The sequence below is a fragment of the Pacificoceanicola algae genome (genome assembly GCF_049341065.1).
Taxonomy (GTDB): Bacteria; Pseudomonadota; Alphaproteobacteria; order Rhodobacterales; family Rhodobacteraceae; genus Pacificoceanicola.
Map to the genome: position 1 here is coordinate 197,362 of NZ_JBMPIX010000005.1, position 18,932 is coordinate 216,293.

20 protein-coding genes are annotated in these 18,932 nt (G+C 62.5%); 14 read left to right on the forward strand and 6 right to left on the reverse strand.

All coding sequences use genetic code 11. The features are described 5' to 3' along the window. Nucleotides 1-24: 24 nt before the first annotated feature. From bchO to crtA, 4 genes are read right to left on the reverse strand one after another with little or no spacing between them, the layout of a single operon-like run. Nucleotides 25-879: an alpha/beta fold hydrolase BchO gene (gene bchO / locus ACOYQJ_RS09985; RefSeq protein ID WP_422905881.1), complete on the reverse strand. Its 855-nt coding sequence runs from the start codon at nucleotides 877-879 to the stop codon at nucleotides 25-27. Between the two features lie 6 nt (nucleotides 880-885). Next, on the reverse strand, nucleotides 886-2,574 hold the full coding sequence (locus ACOYQJ_RS09990) for a magnesium chelatase subunit D (protein ID WP_422905882.1): 1,689 nt from the start codon (nucleotides 2,572-2,574) through the stop codon (nucleotides 886-888). Next, nucleotides 2,571-3,575, reverse strand: a complete 1,005-nt coding sequence (gene bchI, locus ACOYQJ_RS09995) for a magnesium chelatase ATPase subunit I (protein WP_422905883.1) — start codon at nucleotides 3,573-3,575, stop codon at nucleotides 2,571-2,573. The genes ACOYQJ_RS09990 and bchI overlap by 4 nt, the downstream gene beginning before the upstream one ends. After that, a complete protein-coding gene (gene crtA / locus ACOYQJ_RS10000; protein WP_422905983.1) occupies nucleotides 3,572-4,279 on the reverse strand; it encodes a spheroidene monooxygenase in 708 nt (235 codons plus the stop codon). The genes bchI and crtA overlap by 4 nt, the downstream gene beginning before the upstream one ends. A gap of 114 nt (nucleotides 4,280-4,393) precedes the next feature. Here crtA and ACOYQJ_RS10005 point away from each other — a divergent pair, with 114 nt between their 5' ends. From ACOYQJ_RS10005 to tspO, 3 genes are read left to right on the forward strand one after another with little or no spacing between them, the layout of a single operon-like run. Continuing rightward, nucleotides 4,394-5,947, forward strand: a complete 1,554-nt coding sequence (locus tag ACOYQJ_RS10005; protein WP_422905884.1) for a phytoene desaturase — start codon at nucleotides 4,394-4,396, stop codon at nucleotides 5,945-5,947. Then, nucleotides 5,944-6,981, forward strand: a complete 1,038-nt coding sequence (gene crtB / locus ACOYQJ_RS10010) for a 15-cis-phytoene synthase (protein ID WP_422905885.1) — start codon at nucleotides 5,944-5,946, stop codon at nucleotides 6,979-6,981. Before ACOYQJ_RS10005 ends, crtB begins: the two co-directional genes overlap by 4 nt. Nucleotides 6,982-6,986: 5 nt before the next feature. Then, entirely contained in the window at nucleotides 6,987-7,460 is a 474-nt protein-coding gene (tspO, locus tag ACOYQJ_RS10015) for a tryptophan-rich sensory protein TspO (RefSeq protein WP_422905886.1), read from the forward strand. A gap of 1 nt (nucleotide 7,461) precedes the next feature. Here the strand turns inward: tspO and crtC are convergent, their stop codons facing one another. Both crtC and crtD read right to left on the reverse strand, forming a co-directional pair. Continuing rightward, nucleotides 7,462-8,301 (reverse strand): carotenoid 1,2-hydratase, encoded by an 840-nt coding sequence (crtC, locus tag ACOYQJ_RS10020; RefSeq protein ID WP_422905984.1) that lies wholly within the window; start codon nucleotides 8,299-8,301, stop codon nucleotides 7,462-7,464. Beyond that, nucleotides 8,289-9,872 carry a 1-hydroxycarotenoid 3,4-desaturase CrtD gene (crtD, locus tag ACOYQJ_RS10025; protein ID WP_422905887.1) on the reverse strand — a complete coding sequence of 528 codons (1,584 nt, stop codon included), beginning with the start codon at nucleotides 9,870-9,872 and terminating at the stop codon, nucleotides 8,289-8,291. The genes crtC and crtD overlap by 13 nt, the downstream gene beginning before the upstream one ends. Nucleotides 9,873-9,966: 94 nt before the next feature. On the opposite strand from crtD, the gene ACOYQJ_RS10030 reads away from it, so the two are divergent. From ACOYQJ_RS10030 to pufL, 11 genes are all read left to right on the forward strand, one after another. Then, a complete protein-coding gene (locus tag ACOYQJ_RS10030) occupies nucleotides 9,967-10,836 on the forward strand; it encodes a polyprenyl synthetase family protein (RefSeq protein WP_422905888.1) in 870 nt (289 codons plus the stop codon). Nucleotides 10,837-10,840: 4 nt separating this feature from the next. Next, nucleotides 10,841-11,965 carry a methyltransferase gene (locus tag ACOYQJ_RS10035; protein ID WP_422905889.1) on the forward strand — a complete coding sequence of 375 codons (1,125 nt, stop codon included), beginning with the start codon at nucleotides 10,841-10,843 and terminating at the stop codon, nucleotides 11,963-11,965. A gap of 118 nt (nucleotides 11,966-12,083) precedes the next feature. Continuing rightward, nucleotides 12,084-13,025 carry a chlorophyll synthesis pathway protein BchC gene (gene bchC, locus ACOYQJ_RS10040; protein WP_422905890.1) on the forward strand — a complete coding sequence of 314 codons (942 nt, stop codon included), beginning with the start codon at nucleotides 12,084-12,086 and terminating at the stop codon, nucleotides 13,023-13,025. Beyond that, complete coding sequence (locus tag ACOYQJ_RS10045; RefSeq protein ID WP_422905891.1) at nucleotides 13,022-14,023, forward strand: chlorophyllide a reductase iron protein subunit X; 1,002 nt, start codon at nucleotides 13,022-13,024, stop codon at nucleotides 14,021-14,023. The genes bchC and ACOYQJ_RS10045 overlap by 4 nt, the downstream gene beginning before the upstream one ends. Beyond that, entirely contained in the window at nucleotides 14,010-14,168 is a 159-nt protein-coding gene (locus ACOYQJ_RS10050; RefSeq protein WP_422905892.1) for a hypothetical protein, read from the forward strand. The genes ACOYQJ_RS10045 and ACOYQJ_RS10050 overlap by 14 nt, the downstream gene beginning before the upstream one ends. Beyond that, nucleotides 14,165-15,727 carry a chlorophyllide a reductase subunit Y gene (gene bchY / locus ACOYQJ_RS10055; RefSeq protein WP_422905893.1) on the forward strand — a complete coding sequence of 521 codons (1,563 nt, stop codon included), beginning with the start codon at nucleotides 14,165-14,167 and terminating at the stop codon, nucleotides 15,725-15,727. The genes ACOYQJ_RS10050 and bchY overlap by 4 nt, the downstream gene beginning before the upstream one ends. Before the next feature lie 64 nt (nucleotides 15,728-15,791). Continuing rightward, nucleotides 15,792-17,264 (forward strand): chlorophyllide a reductase subunit Z, encoded by a 1,473-nt coding sequence (gene bchZ / locus ACOYQJ_RS10060; protein ID WP_422905894.1) that lies wholly within the window; start codon nucleotides 15,792-15,794, stop codon nucleotides 17,262-17,264. Nucleotides 17,265-17,266: 2 nt separating this feature from the next. Next, nucleotides 17,267-17,491 carry a cytochrome PufQ gene (pufQ, locus tag ACOYQJ_RS10065; protein ID WP_419410232.1) on the forward strand — a complete coding sequence of 75 codons (225 nt, stop codon included), beginning with the start codon at nucleotides 17,267-17,269 and terminating at the stop codon, nucleotides 17,489-17,491. A gap of 136 nt (nucleotides 17,492-17,627) precedes the next feature. Further along, nucleotides 17,628-17,777, forward strand: coding sequence for a light-harvesting antenna LH1, beta subunit (pufB, locus tag ACOYQJ_RS10070; RefSeq protein WP_386735426.1), 150 nt, complete (start codon nucleotides 17,628-17,630; stop codon nucleotides 17,775-17,777). A 15-nt stretch (nucleotides 17,778-17,792) separates the two neighbouring features. Then, a complete protein-coding gene (gene pufA / locus ACOYQJ_RS10075; RefSeq protein WP_152493186.1) occupies nucleotides 17,793-17,960 on the forward strand; it encodes a light-harvesting antenna LH1, alpha subunit in 168 nt (55 codons plus the stop codon). Nucleotides 17,961-18,091: 131 nt separating this feature from the next. Beyond that, nucleotides 18,092-18,931: a photosynthetic reaction center subunit L gene (gene pufL / locus ACOYQJ_RS10080; protein WP_422905895.1), complete on the forward strand. Its 840-nt coding sequence runs from the start codon at nucleotides 18,092-18,094 to the stop codon at nucleotides 18,929-18,931. The last annotated feature ends 1 nt before the right edge of the window (nucleotide 18,932 follow it).

The window sequence follows — 18,932 nt, forward strand, 5'->3', positions numbered from 1 at the left end:
CGGATCAAGATCAAATTCCCGGCGTCAAATCCCCGCCCAGTCAAGAATACGTCTCAACACGTATTCCGGGTCTTCTTCATGAGCGAGGTGGCCCAAGTCAGGCAGAGTGACGACTTCGGCATGTTTCATCCGGGTTGCCGCTTTAACGGAAACTTCGGGCGAAACGGCGCTATCTTTCTCTCCGGTGATAAACAGGCAGAGCGCCGAAATGTCGGCAAGCCGGTCAAGCAGCGGATCGACGCTCCATTGCGACATCATCTTCAGGGTGCCGTCGACATGGTCGCGGTCCGAGATGAGGCGGGCATAATATCCAAGGCCCTCCGCGTCAAGCTGTGATCCCGTGCCATTGATCAAGCGGCGGGCACGCGCCAAGGGATCGCTGCCAGAGCTGAAGGCGAGGGCCGTCAAGGGCGTCATCGCCAGAACTTTGGCCAACAGGGGAAAGAGCCATCCGGCGATACCGTCAAAGCGGCCAAGCGCTGCGTTGATTCCGACGACCTTCGGCGCTTCGGGCAGGATCAAGGACAAGTTCAGCGCAATGGCGGCCCCGGCGGAATGACCAATGATCAAGGCGGGCGACCAACCCTGATCGGCGCACAACATACGGATATCGGCGCTCATCTGCTCCAATCCGCAGCGGTTGCGCGCCCCAAGTCGGCTGAATCCCTGTCCTGGAAGATCAAGCGCAACCACGTGGAATTTTCTGGCCAGCCCGGGAAACAGATCGCGCCATGTATGGGTGGACGCGCCTGCGCCATGCAGAAGCAGCACAGTTGGGCCATCGCCGGTTTCCTGAACATGCCAATGATGGGGCCGACACATCACCCGACGAGACAGCGCAGCGTGCGGCCAAGAGGGAAGATCGCGGGCCCAGTCCATGATGCCCTAGCGTGTCAGAGCGGCGTCTGCGGCCGCGGAAATACGCTTTGCGTCTGCCCGAGGCAGGGGCAGATAATGACCGCCAAGACTTGACGCGAGCTCGGCGCTGTCCGCTCCGGGGCGGATGGAGGTATCAATCACGACGGTCGGCATGCCCAAGCCGCGCAGCAATCGCGCCATGGCCCGCGCGTCGCTTTTCGCCTGAACGCGGCCGGATGAGCCGTCGAAGGCGATATTGCCCCGGCCATCGGTCAGCACCGCAAGACTGGGGCTGAGGCCAGAGCGGCCGCTTGATACCGCGAGTTCAAAGGCGGTTCTCAGACCGGTGGCGAGCGGCGTTCCACCCCCGCCGGGCAGAGCCGAAAGCCGCCGTTTTGCCTGTACCAATGATCGTGTCGGCGGCAGCAGAATCTCGGCGCCGGTGCCGCGAAAAGCGACCAGCGCCACTTGATCGCGCTTGGCATAGGCCTGCCCCAGCAACAATTCAATCGCGCCCTTGGCTTCGGCCATGCGGGCCATCGCCGCCGAGCCTGACGCATCCACGGCGAAAATCACCAGACGGTCCGAATGATCTTCGAACCGGCGCAGACGAATATCCGATGGGTGGATGATCAGCTGCGGACCGTCAGGCCGGGATTTGCGACGCATCGGCTGCCACGGAGCAGCGGCGCGCAGTGTGGCAACCACATCAATCCGGGCGCGGCCATCCAGCCGACCGGGACGGGAGGGCAGCGGGCGACCTCGTCGGTTGCCCTTCTTTTTGGCGCCTGCGCCGCTGCCTTGCGCGCTTGTGCTGCGGATGCGACCGCTCTCGAGACGCTGCAAAAGGTCAGCAGGCAGGCAGGCCGCGACGGCCTGAACCAAAATCTCATCCGGGAGCTGGTCTTGTGCCGGGTCGGTTTCGGCGTTTGAGCCATCCTCAGGCTCGGGGTCCGGCGCATTGTCGGGCGGCGCATCGTCGGGTTCTGTCTCGGGCACTTGCGTCGCGCGCGAGGCAAAGACCAGCTCGGCTGCCTCGCGTAGATGCGCGTCGTTTGTATCAGTGATGCCGTCAAGCGCCGCAAGTGCGCGGGCGCAGCGCAGGGCAAAAAGCGGCGCGCGCTGGCTATCGATGCCGAAACGCGCGGCCAAAACCACCAGTTGGTCAAAGTGCTCGGAGGGGGTCTGAACCGAGGGCAAAAGCTGTCGCGCGGTGTCCAGATCGGCAGGCGCGGGCAGGCGCACCTTCGCTTCGGCGGCGCGGATCAGGGACAAGTCGGCGAAAAAGGCGAGGCGATCCGCCAGACCGGAAGGAGCGGCTTCGTCTGTATCGGCCCCTTCGTCCAGCAGGACAAGCGTATGCCCGGGACCCGTGTCCAGAAGTTGCGCGAGGCGCGCGGCAAGGCTCGGCGGGGTGCGCTCGGCCATGGGCAGCAGCAGCGCACAGGGCAACTCGGCCAATCCGGTGTCGCGGATCAGATGCCCGGCGGACAAAGACGCTGCGACGTTCAACCCACCGAATAGCTGTGTGTCGTCCACGCCGGGGTGAATGCGGTGTTGCGGCAGAGGCAATCGTTCAAGAGCGCTTTCAAAGCATTGAAGCACGGGACCGGGGCGGGCGCGCAGGACGATACCGCCGAGCCCGACCGGATCGACCATCAAAGCCGACAAGGCGCGCAGGGCGCGGGTCCAATCCGAAGCCGCCTCTTCGCTCATGGCAATGTGTCGGCGATCACGCGGGCGACCCTCGCAAAGGAGCCCGCTTCGTCCAGCGGATCACGACGCAGGCGATGGCTGAGCGCCAGCGGAGCCACGTCACGCAGATGATCGCGGGTGATCCGGTCGCTCCCCTGTTCCGCTGCGAGCGCACGGGCGGCACGCAGAAGGGTCAACTCGCCGCGCAAACCGTCAGCGCCAAGCGCCATGGAAAGCCGGGCACAATCGTGCAGGATCTCGTCCGGAGTGTCGATGTCATTCAGGGCCGCGCGGGCCGCAAGAATGGCGCTCTGCAGCTTTGCATCCTCGGCCTGCCATTTGGCCATGAAGGCCGCGGTATCGCGCTCATAGGCATCGCGGCGGCGGATCACCTCGACCCGGTCTTCGATGGTGTCAGGCGAGCGGACCTCGACCGAAAGGCCGAACCGGTCCAGAAGCTGCGGGCGCAGCTCGCCCTCCTCGGGGTTGCCTGATCCCACCAGAACAAAGCGCGCGGCGTGGCGGATCGACAGGCCCTCCCGCTCAACCGTATTGATCCCGGATTGGGCGACATCCAGCAAGAGGTCCACGATGTGATCCTCCAGCAGGTTCACCTCGTCGATATAGAGGTAGCCGCGATTGGCACGGGCCAGCAGGCCCGGTTCAAACGATTTTTCACCCCGCGTCAACGCGCGTTCGATGTCCAGCGCTCCGGTCACACGGTCTTCGGTCACGCCAAGGGGCAGGTCGATGACAGGCGTTGGCCGCTGGGTCAGGGATAGGTCGGTGACATTGGCCCAGTCCGGGCAGTCTGCGGGCAATGCCGAATTGACCGGACAGCCGGCAACAACGGTGATCGGCGGCAAGAGCGCGGCAAGTGCCCGCACGGCGGTGGATTTGCCGGTGCCCCGATCGCCGAAAACAAGAACACCGCCAAGCCCGGGATCGATAGCCGTCAGGACCATCGCGCGCTTCATTTGGTGCTGGCCGACAATGGCCGAGAAAGGGAACGGGCTGGTCATGTCTGTGTTCCTACGCGGCTGAGAGGGGTTTGGCCCTGCCATGTCCCGCTATCGCCAAGAATGCGGAACCGAGCATAGAGTTCTTCGCGAAACCAATGGCCTTCGCGCACTGCACGGATGGCACTGGCGTGGGGGCCATCTGCGCGTGCGAATTGCGCCATGGAGGTGGCATCCGGCCAAATGGAAAACGTGATCTGGTGCAGCAAGGGGACCTCGCCAATGCCGATTTTGAACAGCGTATTGGTGTCCTGACCGATCATGGCACTTATGTCCGGTACGCGCTTCCAGAATCGCAGGGCCCGCGCGGGGCGCAGCGTGGCGCGGGTGAGGGCAGCAATTGGGCCTGTCTGCGGTTCCGGATCGACGGAAAACGGGGTTTGACCGGCCCACTCGCCCCGCGCGGAGATGGGGCTGAGGAACAGCGTCCAGCTTTCCATAGCGCGGGCTTGGTAGCGGCAAAAGATTGGCGCGCTGGCGGTTTGGCGCTGTGCCGTGTCAAGATCGCTCCAGGTTGCGAGGATGGCGTAGACACCAGTGTTCGGGATCGGGGTAAAGCCTTCGCCAGTGCCTGACCCACAGAGTTTCCAAAACCCGATGCCGGGCACGCGCCGCAGGGCGGGCCGGGCCAGACCCATCATGGCAAATGCCCAAAGGCGGGCGGCACCGCGCGGGAATTGGTAAAAACTGAGACTGACAACTTGGATGGACTCTCTCCCTCTCGGCGCAATGCTGTCCACTCAGCCTGACATGTTCGTGCCGTTAGGAAAAGAGGAGAATGCGAGATTGTCAATTAAACCTTACATGTGTAAGCTTTCCAAATGTTGACAACTGTCGATCCCGATCAGAAGGCCCGCGCTTTTCAGAAGCCGCGACCGCATGCTGTGGTTATCGGTGCAGGGCTTGGCGGTTTGGCCTCGGCGATGCGACTCGGGGCCAAGGGCTATCGAGTGACGGTTCTGGACCGGCTGGACGGCCCCGGTGGCCGTGGCTCTGCCATTCACCAGGGCAATCACCGCTTTGACCTGGGTCCGACGATCGTCACCGTGCCGCAGGTTTTCCAAGACCTCTGGGCCGCATGCGGACGACGCTTTGAAGATGACGTCGACTTGCGGCCACTGGACCCATATTACGAAATTCGCTGGCCCGACGGCAGTCATTTCACAGTGCGGCAAGACGAAAAGGCGATGCGCGCCGAAGTCATGCGGCTCGCGCCGAACGATCTGGACGGCTACGAAAAATTCCTCAAGGACAGCGAAACGCGCTACACGGTCGGCTTTGAGGATCTCGGGCGGCGTCCGATGCATCGCTTGGTTGATCTGATAAAGGTACTCCCGACCTTCGCCCGGCTGAGGGCGGATCGCTCGATCCACACCCATGCGGCGAGATGCGTCAAGGACGAGCGTCTGCGCATGGCACTGTCGTTTCATCCGCTGTTCATCGGTGGTGACCCCTTCCACGTCACGTCGATTTACGCGCTGGTGAGCCATCTCGAAAAGGCCTTTGGCGTGCATTACGCCATGGGCGGCGTAGAGGCGATTGCAATGGCGATGGCGGGTGTGATCGCCGATCAAGGTGGTTTGATCCGGCAAAGGTCGCAGGTGGACGAGATTCGCATTCAGAATGGCCGCGCCAAGGGGGTGACCCTGACCAGCGGCGAGATGATCGAGGCGGATGTAACCGTGTCCAACGCCGATGCGGGCCACACCTATGACCATTTGCTGCGCAAGCACAAAAGACGTCGCTGGACCGCACCCAGGTTGAAACGCACGCGGTGGTCCATGGGGCTGTTCGTCTGGTACTTTGGCACCAAGGGAACCCGCGACATGTGGCCAGACGTCGGCCACCACACGATCCTGAACGGGCCGCGCTACAAAGGGCTGCTTGAAGACATCTTTCTGAACGGCAAGCTTTCAGACGACATGAGCCTCTATATCCATCGCCCTACGGTGACGGACCCAAGCGCGGCGTCCGATGGCGATGACACCTTTTACGCCCTCAGCCCGGTTCCCCATCTTGGCCATGATACCCCGGTGGACTGGACCGCGATGGCAGAGACGTATCGCCAGAAGGTTCAGGATGTCTTGGAGCGTGACGTGTTGCCTGGCCTGGGCGAGACGCTGACCGAGCAGCTTGTTTTCACCCCCGAGACCTTCCGCGACAGATACCTCAGCCCCCACGGCGCCGGGTTCTCTATCGAGCCGCGCATCCTGCAAAGCGCCTTCTTTCGTCCTCATAACGTCAGTGAAGAAGCCAAGGGGCTGTATCTTGTCGGGGCGGGCACCCATCCCGGTGCAGGGCTTCCGGGCGTGATCGGCAGCGCTGAAGTCTTGGACCAACTTATCCCCGATGCTGAAACGGTAGGGCAGGAATGATCGCGCCAAAGGATTTGGAACATTGCGTAGAGGCGATCCGGCATGGATCGCGCTCTTTTCACGCAGCCTCAAAACTGCTGCCCGCGCGGGTGCGCGATCCGGCCCTGGCGCTCTATGCCTTTTGCCGCCTTGCCGATGATGAGGTGGATTTGCAGGCGGCCAAAGCCGATGCGGTCTTGCGCTTGCATGATCGGCTGGACCGGGCCTATTCGGGGCGTCCCGCAGATGCGCCGGCGGATCGCGCCTTTGCGGCGATCATCGAAGATTTCGAGATGCCGCGCGCTTTGCCCGAAGCCTTGCTGGAAGGGCTGGCGTGGGATGCGATGGAGCGCCGTTACGACGATCTGTCGGGGCTACGCGCCTATAGCGCCCGGGTCGCTTCGGCGGTTGGGGCAATGATGTGCGTCTTGATGCGTGTGCGCGACAAGGATGCTTTGGCCCGGGCCTGCGATCTGGGCGTGGCCATGCAGCTAACGAATATCGCCCGCGACGTGGGCGAAGACGCCCGCGAGGGGCGGCTGTATCTGCCGCTCGATTGGCTGGGTGAGGTCGGCATCGACCCCGAGGGGTTTTTGCGCGCGCCGACCATGTCGCCAGATTTGCGGATCGTGGTGCGCCGTTTGCTGCGCGAGGCGCAGACGCTCTATAACCGCTCTGAGGCGGGGATAGCCGCGCTGCCGCTTGATGCACGCCCCGGCATTTTCGCAGCGCGGTTCATTTATGCCGGGATCGGGCGTGAAGTGGCGCGGACCGGATACAATTCCATCGACCAGCGTGCCCGAACCGGACAGGGGCAGAAACTGGCCTGGCTTGCCTTGTCGGTTGTTAGGGCCGGGGCCACGGCTTTGATGCCGAAGTCAGCGGTCATCCACGCGCGGCCGGTGCCGGAAACGGACTTTTTGATCGAGGCCACCGCCCGCCCGCAAAAGAGCCACGATTGGAGCGATGCGTTGCATGCGAGCCTGATCACCCTGAAGGCCCGCGAAGAAGAACGACGCGCAGCATTGATGTCGCCGATGCAGGGGCTTAGGTAAAGCCAATGTTCTGGTTTTTGTTCGCGATATTCTTGGCTGCCTGCTTTTCGGTCGGCGCAACGGGGGGATTGTTCCCGCCGGGGGCGTGGTATGATCGCCTGAACAAGCCTAGCTGGACGCCGCCGAACTGGTTGTTCCCCGTGGCTTGGACCACGCTTTACCTATGTATGGCCTTTGCTGGCGCGCGTGCGGCGCTGGCGCCGGACAATGCCTATGCCATGGCGCTCTGGGCGTTGCAGATCGCATTGAACGGGCTGTGGACCCCAGTGTTCTTTGGCTTGCGCAGGATCCGTCTGGGTCTGGTCGTGCTCAGCGCGCTTTGGTGTGCTGTCGCCGCCTGCTGTATCGCCTTGTGGCAGGTGGACTGGTTGGCGGGGCTGTTGTTTGTCCCTTACCTGACATGGGTGTCCGTGGCTTGGGCGCTGAATTTCTCCGTCATGCGCTTGAACCCCGAAATAGCACGCGGAGCGGAAGTCTGAGCTAGTCAAAGCTCCAATGCGCCCTGCGAGGCACGCGCACAGCCAGCATTGGCTTCAACAAAGGCGATCGAAATCGTCGCAGATCGAGCGCCTCGTGCACACCTGTGGTCGTCTCCCCATTCAGGCAGGTTTGAACGGCGCTCCGGCTATAGAACGGCGCGTCGAGCATGTTTTGAACTTGCCGGGGCGTATGGCCATAATCGGCGCGTGTCTCGCGCCGCACTTGCCACAGCGATCTCGGCAATGCCGCTTTGGGCGGGATCGCGATGCTTTGCGCGGTGCCATCGGTGTCAAAGCGCAGCGCCGCGCTCAGAGTAGAACCGTCCCGACGTTTGGCATCGTAAAAACAGGTGCCGCCCTGCTGGGTCGGAAAGCGGCCCCATGTCCAATAGTCAAAGTCCTGCTCCAACGCGCGTGTGCCAAAGTTGGCGTCGAAATAGCCGTGCCCTATCCAGCGCCAGCCTTTAGCATCCAGATCGACGTCGATGGTGCAGGTGGGCGCGAAGGGGCGCCAGATATGGCTGCCTTCTGGCGTCAGGGGCAGTTCGACCCCGGTCACCGCGGACGGCGTCAACGTCATGCGCCCGCGCACGCGCGAGACAAGCGGCGGGCTGCTGATTTCATCGATGTCTATGATCAACTGGCCGTTGCGCCAATGCAGCGCCGAAGGGCCAACGGTCAGGCTGTGTGGCGATTGTCTCAAGGCGCTGTCGCCGCGATCCGTCATGGTGAAACGGCCACCCGGCCCATAGGTGGCGACGTTGATACAGACGTGGTTTTCCGGGCGTTTGCGCCCGGACCAGGCGTACCAGGGCGAGAAGACGGATCCTATGAAGGCGATGACGCTGACGGCGCGTGTTCCGCAGGCGCTGAGCCCGTCGACGTACCACCAGGCGTAACCGTTGGGCGGGACGTGGAGGTTGAAGTTTGGTGCTTCAAGATCATCTCGACCGCGTGCCGTGCGGAGAGGATCGCCATCGGCACACCCGCGCCCGGATGCGCCCCGCCCCCCGCCAGATACAGCCCCTTTATCGCGGTCTGTGCCTTGGGGCGTTGAAAACCCGCCATAAGACCGTGCGGGCTCTGCCCGTAAAGGGATCCTTGCGACGCCGGAAACAGTGCTTCGAACCCGGTTGGCGTTGTCAGCGCCTTTGGTTCCGGGCTGGGAGAGAAGGTCAGGCCGAACCGCGCCAGCGTCTGGAAGGTACGTTCGTGACATTGCGAAAACTCCGGGTCATGGGCGGGCAACGGTGGGGCGTTGGCGATGATTTCAAAGCGCTCGACGCGCGGCGGCGGGGCCGGGCCACCGCGATCCATGGCGCAAATGTAAAGCGTGGGGTCGGGGGCCAATTTGCCTTGGGCCAAGGCGTCGAATTCAGGTTTGGGCGCGTTGCGAAAAAACACGTTGTGATGGGCCAGCTCAGGGCCCGAAGGCTGCGCGGCAAAGGACCAGACTTGCGCTGACAGGCTGCGCTGCCGGGTTTTGGTTTGAGGGGCCAACATATTGCATGCGTTGCCAAGCGCCCCCGTGGACAGCGCGCGCGGATCGCCGTTGAACACCACCACATCGGCGCGGAGGGTTGTTCCATCGGCCAAGGTCACTCCAGTCGCCCGCCCCAAAACGCTGTCGATCCGGGCAACGTGACTGTCGTACAGGATCTGCGCCCCGCGCGCCTTGGACAAGGCCTCAAGCACCAGGGCCAGTCGATACATGCCGCCCCGGATTTTCCAAACACCCGCCGCCTCTGCCTGCCATATCAGCGCCAGAAGGGCAGGCACCTGATAGGGTGAGCCGCCGACATAGGTCGCATAGCGGCCAAACAGTTGCGCAAGGCGCGGATCGTCAAAGCTGCGATCCAGCAGGTCGGCAAGCGATGCAAAAGGCGCCATCTGTTTCAGGATCTGCGGATTGCGCAGACACTGTATGGCGAGTTTCAAGCGCGATGGGGCAGCGGACTGCAACATCGGCGCATTGAAGGCTGCAAATAACGCCTTGGCGCGGTCCGAAAACACCCTGAATTGCTGTGCGGCCTTAGCGCCAGCGAAAGCCCGTATGGTATGCATATTGGCGGCGGGGCTGTCGTAAAGATCCAGCTTGCTGCCGTCTGGCCAGAAATGCCGCGCGATCATTGGCTGGCGCAGCAAGGTCAGGTGATCCTCCAGTCGTTCACCCAGTGCCGCAAACAGCGCTTCGATAACCGGGCGCAGGGTCAGCACCGTCGGACCCGCGTCCACAGGACCGGCAGAAGATGGAATGCTGCGCATTTTGCCGCCCGGCGTGCCATGCCGTTCCAGCAAGGTCACTGCGAATCCTGCATGCGCAAGTCTTGCGGCGGCGGCGAGCCCCCCAATCCCGGCGCCGATAACTACGGCGCTTTGCCCGGAGCCCGGGCCTTTGGGTGCGGTTGTCATGTCGCAATTATTGACTCGAGCGCTCAAAGTGTCCATTCTAATTTACACATTAGATGTAATTTCAAAATTACATCAAGCTGCGAGGGAGACCGCGATGCCATTGTCGCAACGGATCGAAACGGCCATGGCGCGTGCGCTTGACCTGACACAAGACGGCCAGGCGCCACAGCAATTGGGTGCGGCGTTGCATTACGCGACTTCGCCGGGGGGCGCACGAATCCGGCCAACGATCCTACTGTCTGTGGCCATGTCCTGCGGGGATGACCAGCCGAAATTGGCGAATGCAGCAGCCTCGGCGCTTGAGTTGATCCATTGCGCGAGCCTTGTGCATGACGATCTGCCCTGTTTCGACGACGCGGACATGCGCCGCGGCAAACCTTCGGTGCACCGCGCCTTTTCCGAGCCTTTGGCAGTCCTGACGGGTGACAGTCTCATCATTCTTGCCTTTGAAGTGCTGGCACGGGCGGTGCCTGACAATCCTGACCGCGCCGCGCAATTGCTGCTGTCTCTGGCCAAACGCACCGGTATGCCCGGCGGGATCTGCGCCGGGCAAGGCTGGGAGAGTGAGCCAAAGATTGATCTGGGCGCCTATCACCGTTCCAAGACCGCTGCGCTTTTCATTGCCGCGACCGAGATGGGCGCCATCTCGGCTGGTCATGCGCCGGAGGAATGGCATGATCTGGGTGCGCTGATCGGAGAAGCCTTTCAAGTCGCCGATGATCTGCGTGATGCGCTGCTGGATGAAAAGACACTCGGCAAGCCCGTTGGGCAGGACGACCTGCACGGGCGGCCTAACGCGGTGATCCAACTGGGCATCAAAGGCGCGCTGGACCGGTTGTCGCATATTCTGGCCGGGGCGATTGCCTCGATCCCTTCTTGCCCCGGAGAGGCCGCCTTGGCGCGAATGGTCAGCCATCAGGCCGAAAAGATCATGCCTGCCGTGCCTGCAAAGTACCGGGTCTAAGCCCGTGGCGGTGGCCAGCGATCCACTATTGCGGCGCAGCAAGGGCCCCTGGCTGCCGCGCCTGATTTCGCGGCCCGGCGTCCAGAAATGGGCGAGCCGCCTGCCTTTGGGACGTGGGATAGCGCGCCGCGACGGCGCAGCGATCTTTGACATCCTTCAGGGGTTTGTTGCAGCTCAGGTCTTGTCGGCTTTGATCGAGCTTGGTTTGCTGCGACGTTTGCTGGAAACACCCCTCACCGCCGAGGATCTGGCGCCGGAGCTTGGAATCGACGCGGTGCGGATGCAGGCGCTCTTGCAGGCCGGCGCCGCGTTGGATTTGCTGCGTCTGCGGCGCGACGGGCGGTTCGCCGTGGCGCGCAAAGGCGCCGCGATTTTGGGGGTGCCGGGGCTGGAGGATATGATCCGCCACAACCGTGCCTTTTATCAGGACATGGCCGACCCGATCACCCTTTTGCGCGGCACTGGAGAGACGAACGTTGCCCGATTTTGGCCCTATGTCTTTGGCCAGAGCGGCGAGATTCCTGACGAAGTGTCCGAGAGGTACTCGGATCTGATGGCGCGCTCCCAGATTCTTGTGGCCGAGGATACGCTGCGGGCCGTGACGTTTTCCGGCGTACGGCGCCTGATGGATGTGGGCGGCGGCTCCGGCGTGTTTCTCAGTGCAGCTTTGCGCAAGCATCGCAAGCTGGACGGAGTGGTTTTCGATCTGCCAGGTGTTCAGACGCTGGCCGAGGCGACATTTGTCAAAGCCGGGCTGGCGGATCGCGCCGCGTACGAGGCAGGAAGCTTTCGCGAAAGGGATTTGCCCGGCGGCGCTGATGCCATCGCCCTTGTGCGGGTGCTTTATGACCACGATGACGACACGGTGCGCGATCTTCTGCGCAAGGTCCACGCGGCTCTGCCACAGGGCGGGCGGCTGGTCATCTCTGAGCCGATGTCTGGCGGCGGGCGGCCTGATCGCACTACGGACGTCTATTTCGCCTTCTACACGATGGCTATGGGGACCGGGCGCGCACGCTCGGTCGAGCGAATCGTGGAGCTGTGCCGCGAGGCTGGCTTTACCGATCTGCACAGCCCCCGGGCCGCCCGGCCCTACATCACGCGCGTAATCACGGCCAAGCGGGCCTGACGCGGATTTCCAAGTGTAAACTTCTATTGACAGATATATATGTACGTGTAGGCTTACATTAACGTAGCGATAAGACTTGGCGATACCCGCCAGCCGACTCGCAAACTGGGAGGCGTTCATGAATACTCTCGCTGTCCTCCTGAATGGTCCTGAGGATCTTCATTTGGAAACCTTGCCGCTCAAATCGCCCGGCAAAGAAGACCTGATCGTCGAAATCTCTCATTCCGGAATTTCCACCGGCACCGAAAAGCTGTTCTGGTCCGGCGCAATGCCGCCGTTTCCGGGCATGGGCTATCCGCTGGTGCCAGGCTACGAATCCACAGGCGAAGTGGTCGAGGCCGCGCCGGGCACCGGGTTCCAGCCCGGCGATCGCGTTTTTGTTCCCGGGGCCGATTGCTTTGATGGGGCCTTTGGTCTGTTTGGTGGGGCAGCATCGCACCTTGTGACGGATGCCTCCCGCGTGACCAAGATTGACACGGGCCTCGGCGCCGAAGGCGCTTTGCTGGCCCTTGCCGCAACTGCCCGCCATGCAATGGCCGGACTGGACAAGCGCGTGCCCGATCTGATCGTCGGCCACGGAACTCTGGGTCGCTTGCTGGCGCGTCTTACGATTGCGGCGGGCGCTCCGGCCCCGACCGTCTGGGAAACGCAGGACAGCCGCCGCAGCGGCGCCATCGGCTATGATGTCATTGCTCCCGAGGATGACCCGCGCCGCGATTACCGCGCGATCTATGACGCTTCCGGAAACGCTTCGATCCTGAATGATCTGATCGGTCGGATCGCCAAGGGCGGCGAAGTGGTTCTGGCAGGATTTTACCCCGAAGGGCTCAGCTTTGCCTTTCCGCCCGCTTTCATGAAAGAGGCGCGGCTGCGTATTGCCGCCGAATGGGCCCGAGACGACCTGAGCGCCGTGCGAGCGCTGGTCGAAACCGGCGCGCTTTCCTTGAGCGGTCTCATCACCCACCAGGCCCCGGCGGGCCAAGCGCCTGCGGCTTACCGCACCGCCTTTGACGACGCCGATTGCCTGAAAATGATACTCAACTGGAAGGACGCAGCGTGAAGGACGACGTACCCAATCTGAAGGACTTCGACCAAAGGCTGCGTGACGAGGCGCACGAGGATTTGGCCGATCTGGTCACCGATGAGCCGAAGAGCAAGACGCAGATCATCGCGATCTACGGCAAAGGCGGCATCGGCAAATCCTTTACGCTGGCCAATCTCAGCCACATGATGGCCGAACAGGGCAAGCGTGTGCTGCTCATCGGATGCGATCCGAAATCGGACACCACAAGCCTGCTGTTTGGCGGCAAAGCCTGCCCGACGATCATCGAAACCTCGACCAAGAAAAACCTCGCCGGAGAGCAGGTCGCCATTGGCGATGTCTGTTTCAAGCGCGGCGGCGTCTTTGCGATGGAGCTTGGCGGGCCCGAGGTCGGTCGCGGCTGCGGCGGCCGGGGGATCATCCACGGCTTCGAGCTGCTGGAGAAACTCGGCTTTCACGATTGGGACTTCGACTATGTCCTGCTCGACTTTCTGGGCGACGTGGTCTGCGGTGGCTTTGGTCTGCCGATCGCCCGGGACATGGCGCAGAAGGTGATCCTTGTCGCCTCCAACGATCTGCAATCGCTGTATGTTGCCAACAACGTCTGTTCGGCGGTCGAATACTTCCGCAATCTGGGCGGCAATGTCGGGGTTGCGGGCCTTGTGATCAACAAGGACGATCATTCCGGCGAGGCGCAGGCCTTTGCCAAGTCCGTAGAGATCCCCGTGTTGGCCGCGATCCCGCAGGACGACGACCTGCGCAAGAAATCCGCGAACTATCAGATTGTGGGCACGGCCCAAAGCCAATGGGGTAGCCTTTTCGCCGAACTGGCCGAGGCGGTGTCTCTGGCGCCGCCCGTGCGGCCCTCGCCGTTGGATCAGGACGGTTTGCTGGCGCTATTCGACAGCAAGGACACCGGCGGCGACGTTGTGTTGGAACCTGCCACCGATGCGGACATGCGCGGTAAATACGCCAAGCCGCAGGAATCCCTGGAGGTGGTCTATGACGACGCCTGATTCCAAGGCCCAAGGGTCAAGCAAACGGACTTTGGTCGAGGTGCAGCACAGGCTGCGCCGTGCCCGCCGCGAACAGATTAACCGTCTTTTGTCGGACATTCAGCGCAACTTGCCCGAGCGGGAAAACCAGTCGGAGGCGAAATGACCGACGAAGTCACCTATGACAGGGCCGCCCAGGCCGATGTGACGCTTGGCCAATCCCGCGAGGCAAGCGCCGAAGTACCCGGAACTCCGGGGCTTGGTTGCCATTCCGGCAGTGAGTTGGAAAAGGCCGCCCGCGCCGCCGGATCAAGCGACATTCTTGACCAATATGCCCGCGACTACCCGACAGGGCCGCACGACAAACCGCAAAGCATGTGCCCCGCCTTTGGCAGTCTGCGCGTTGGCCTGCGGATGAAGCGCGTGGCCACGGTCCTGAGTGGGTCCGCCTGCTGTGTCTATGGTCTGACCTTTGTCAGCCATTTTTACGGGGCGCGGCGGTCCGTAGGCTATGTGCCGTTCAATTCGGAATCGCTGGTGACCGGCAAGCTGTTCGAAGACATTCGCGATGCGGTCCACGAACTGGCCGATCCTGATTTGTATGACGCAGTGGTGGTGACCAATCTTTGCGTGCCGACCGCCTCTGGCGTGCCGCTTCGGTTGCTACCTGATGAGATCAACGGCGTACGGATCGTTGGAATCGACGTGCCGGGATTTGGCATCCCCACCCATGCCGAGGCCAAGGACGTTCTTGCCGGGGCAATGCTCAACTATGCCCGCAAGGAGGTCAAGGCAGGCCCGGTTCCGGCGCCCGTTGGCGGGGTTTCCGACCTTCCCACAGTGACCTTGCTGGGCGAGATGTTCCCGGCGGATCCGGTGATGATCGGCGCGATGCTGGCCCCGATGGGGCTTGCCGCCGGGCCGGTGGTGCCATGCCGCGAATGGCGCGAACTTTACGCCGCGCTGGATTGCGGCGCGGTGGCAGCGATTCATCCGTTTTATACAGCCGCAGTGCGGGAATTTGAGGCCGCCGGGCGCAAGATCGTCGGCAGCGCGCCGGTTGGTCATGACGGCACAGCGGCTTGGCTTGCGGCGATTGGCGATGCCTTCGGGTTGTCCGCCGAGCGCGTCGCGGCCTCGCAAAACGCGTTCTTGCCCGCAATCAAGGGCGCGCTTGCGGCGGCGCCGGTCAAGGGGGTGATCACCCTGTCCGGCTATGAGGGCAGCGAATTGCTCGTCGCCCGGCTGCTGATCGAAAGCGGCGCGACGATCCCTTATGTCGGCACCGCCTGCGCCAAATCGCCATGGTCGGCGGAGGATGCTGAGTGGCTGAGGGCGCGCGGCGTCAAAGTGAAATTCCGTGCTTCGCTCGAAGATGATTGTGCCGCCATGGAAGGGGTCAAGCCTGACCTTGCCATTGGCACCACGCCGGTCGTGCAGAAGGCAAAGGCTCTGGGCATCCCGGCGCTGTACTTCACCAACCTGATTTCGGCGCGGCCCCTGATGGGTCCGGCGGGCGCGGGATCGCTGGCCGAGGTCGTGAATGCGGCAATGGCCAACAAAATCCGCATGGACAAGATGCGCGACTTCTTCGAGGGCGTCGGCGCGGGCGACACCGCCGGGATCTGGGAAGGGGCACCGAACCTGCGCCCTGACTTCCGGGCGATGAACCAAAAGAAGATCGAGAAAAAGGCGCGCGCCGCCAAGGCGGAGCAAATGATATGACTGCGCGTTTCTCTTGCCTGATGTGCCGTACAGCCAACCCCCCTTTGCGCGGGGGGCTTGCGTCATGCTGATCCAGGACCACGACCGCGCGGGCGGCTACTGGGGCGCCGTTTATGCGTTTTGTGCCGTAAAAGGCCTGCAAGTGGTGATCGACGGCCCGGTGGGTTGCGAGAACCTGCCGGTGACCTCGGTCCTGCATTACACCGATGCCCTGCCGCCGCATGAGTTGCCCATCGTGGTGACCGGCCTTGGCGAAGAGGAACTGGGCCGCGAAGGCACCGAGGGCGCGATGAAGCGCGCCTGGGGCACGCTGGACCCGGCGCTGCCTGCGGTCGTGGTGACCGGTTCGATCGCCGAGATGATCGGCGGCGGCGTCACGCCCATGGGCACGAACATTCAGCGCTTCCTACCGCGCACGATCGACGAAGACCAATGGGAAGCGGCCGACCGCGCCATGACCTGGCTCTTTACCGAGTTCGGCATGACCAAGGGCCGGATGCCAAAGGAAAAGGCCCGCGAAGAGGGCGCCAGGCCGCGCGTCAATATCCTTGGCCCGATGTATGGCACCTTCAACATGCCTTCCGATCTGGCCGAGATCCGGCGTCTGGTCGAAGGCATGGGCGCAGAGGTCAACATGGTGCTGCCTCTGGGCGCGCACCTGGCCGAAATGCGCGATCTGGTAAATGCAGATGTGAACATCGTGATGTACCGCGAATTTGGCCGGGGTCTGGCCGAGGTGCTTGGCAAGCCTTACTTGCAGGCGCCCATCGGGGTGGAAAGCACGACCTTGTTCCTGCGCAAGCTGGGCGAAATGCTGGATCTCGATCCCGAACCCTTCATCGCGCAGGAAAAGCATTCGACGATCAAACCGGTCTGGGATCTGTGGCGCTCGGTCACGCAGGATTTCTTTGCTACGGCCAGCTTTGCCATCGTCGCGAACGAGACCTACGCCCGCGGCATCCGCAATTACCTTGAGGGGGATTTGGGCCTGCCCTGCGCCTTTGCGGTTGCGCGCTGCGCCGGCAAAAAGACGAATAACGTCGAGGTGCGCACCCGGATTGCGCAGGACCGCCCGCTGGTGGTGCTCGGCTCGATCAATGAAAAGATGTACCTGGCGGAACTCAAGGGCGGGCATGGCCCCAGCCCGGCGTTCATCCCGGCCAGCTTTCCGGGCGCCGCTATCCGGCGCGCAACCGGAACGCCGATGATGGGGTACGCTGGGGCGACCTACCTGCTGCAAGAAGTGTGCAACGGCCTCTTCGATGCGCTGTTCCACATTCTGCCCTTGGCCAGCGACATGGACGCCGTTGATGCGACACCCACGCCCTTGCGCCGCAACGTGCCCTGGGATGCGGACGCGCAAGCTGCGCTCGACCGCTTGGTCGCCAGCCACCCGATCCTGACCCGCATTTCCGCCGCAAAATCCCTGCGTGACGCCGCCGAAGAGGCCGCCCTGCGCGCCGGAGCCGAGCGCGTCGTTCTGGAAACCGTTCAAGGGCTGTCGCCCAATACAAGCTTTTCTCGAGAGGAGGATTGATCATGACTGATGTCACATCCCACACGCCCAGCCGCCATGCCGCGCGGCGCAGCCGGGACACGGAATACACGGTCTACTTCATTTTCATTTTCCTGACCGCCTTGCCCTTCGCCTGCCTCAGCTGGCTGCGCGATGCGATCCTTGGCAGATCCGGACCGCTGCCCGGTCCCCTGACGCGGGCCCGCAAAGAGGCGGACCGGATCACCCCTTTGATATTCTCGGCCTGAACCCGCACGGCACAGGATCCGAGACACGAGCTGCCTGCCCAACGCTGGGCGGACAGAGACCTGAGGGACCGTGAAGGCCCCACAGGACCCGGCCGCGGGGTTCGCGGCGTCAGCGTAGCGTTCCGGAGGAAAGTTAATGGCTGATAATACCGACCTGTCCTTCACAGGTCTCACCGACGAGCAAGCCCAGGAACTGCATTCGGTCTACATGAGTGGTCTTTACCTCTTTGTGATCGTGGCAGTGGTCGCCCACTTGGCGACCTATATCTGGGCTCCTTGGTTTTAAGGAAGGAAAATGGACGTGTCTAAGTTTTACAAGATTTGGCTCATTTTCGATCCGCGCCGCGTGTTTGTCGCGCAAGGCGTTTTCCTGTTCCTGTTGGCCGTCATGATCCACCTGGTGGTTCTGTCGAATGGCGTCAACTGGTTCGAAAATGCCGCCGCGTCGCGCGCAGCGGCTTCTGAGTGACCAAGGGGGCGCAAGCCCGGTTAAACATCGCTGCGGGCAGGCAGGCCTGCCCGTGGCAAACCGTTTCACCAACCACGACGACGACGGCTTGAAGTCTGAACGGGACGAGCCGCCAAACGCGGAGAACAACGATGGCGTTGCTTAGCTTTGAAAGAAAGTATCGCGTCCGCGGAGGGACGCTGATCGGCGGCGAACTGTTCGATTTCTGGGTCGGCCCATTCTATGTGGGCTTTTTCGGGGTCACGACAGCCTTTTTCGCCTTGCTCGGAACCATTCTGATTTTTTGGGGGGCGGCCCATCAGGGCACCTTCAACCCATGGCTTATCAATATCGCCCCACCTGACCTGTCTTACGGTCTGGGGCCGGCCCCACTGATGGAAGGCGGCCTTTGGCAGATCATCACGATCTGCGCGATTGGCGCCTTTTGCAGCTGGGCGCTGAGAGAGGTCGAGATCTGCCGCAAGCTGGGGATGGGCTATCATGTGCCTTTCGCCTTCAGCTTCGCGATCCTGGCTTATGTCACACTGACGGTCTTCCGGCCGGTGCTGATGGGGGCCTGGGGACATGGTTTTCCCTACGGCATCTTCAGCCACCTCGATTGGGTAAGCAACACCGGCTACGCCTATCTGCATTTCCACTACAATCCAGCGCATATGCTGGCTGTGACGTTGTTCTTCACGACAACGCTGGCGTTGGCGCTGCACGGCGGTCTGATCCTCTCGGCGGCAAACCCCGAGAAGGGCGAAGAGATGAAGACGCCCGACCATGAAGACACCTTCTTTCGCGATTTCATCGGCTATTCCATCGGCACGCTGGGCATCCACCGTGTCGGGTTCCTGCTGGCGATCAACGCGGTTTTCTTTAGTGCTGTCTGCATCATCATCAGCGGCCCGGTCTGGACCAAGGGCTGGCCCGAGTGGTGGAACTGGTGGCTTGAATTGCCGATCTGGCCGTCTCAGGTGGGGATGTAAC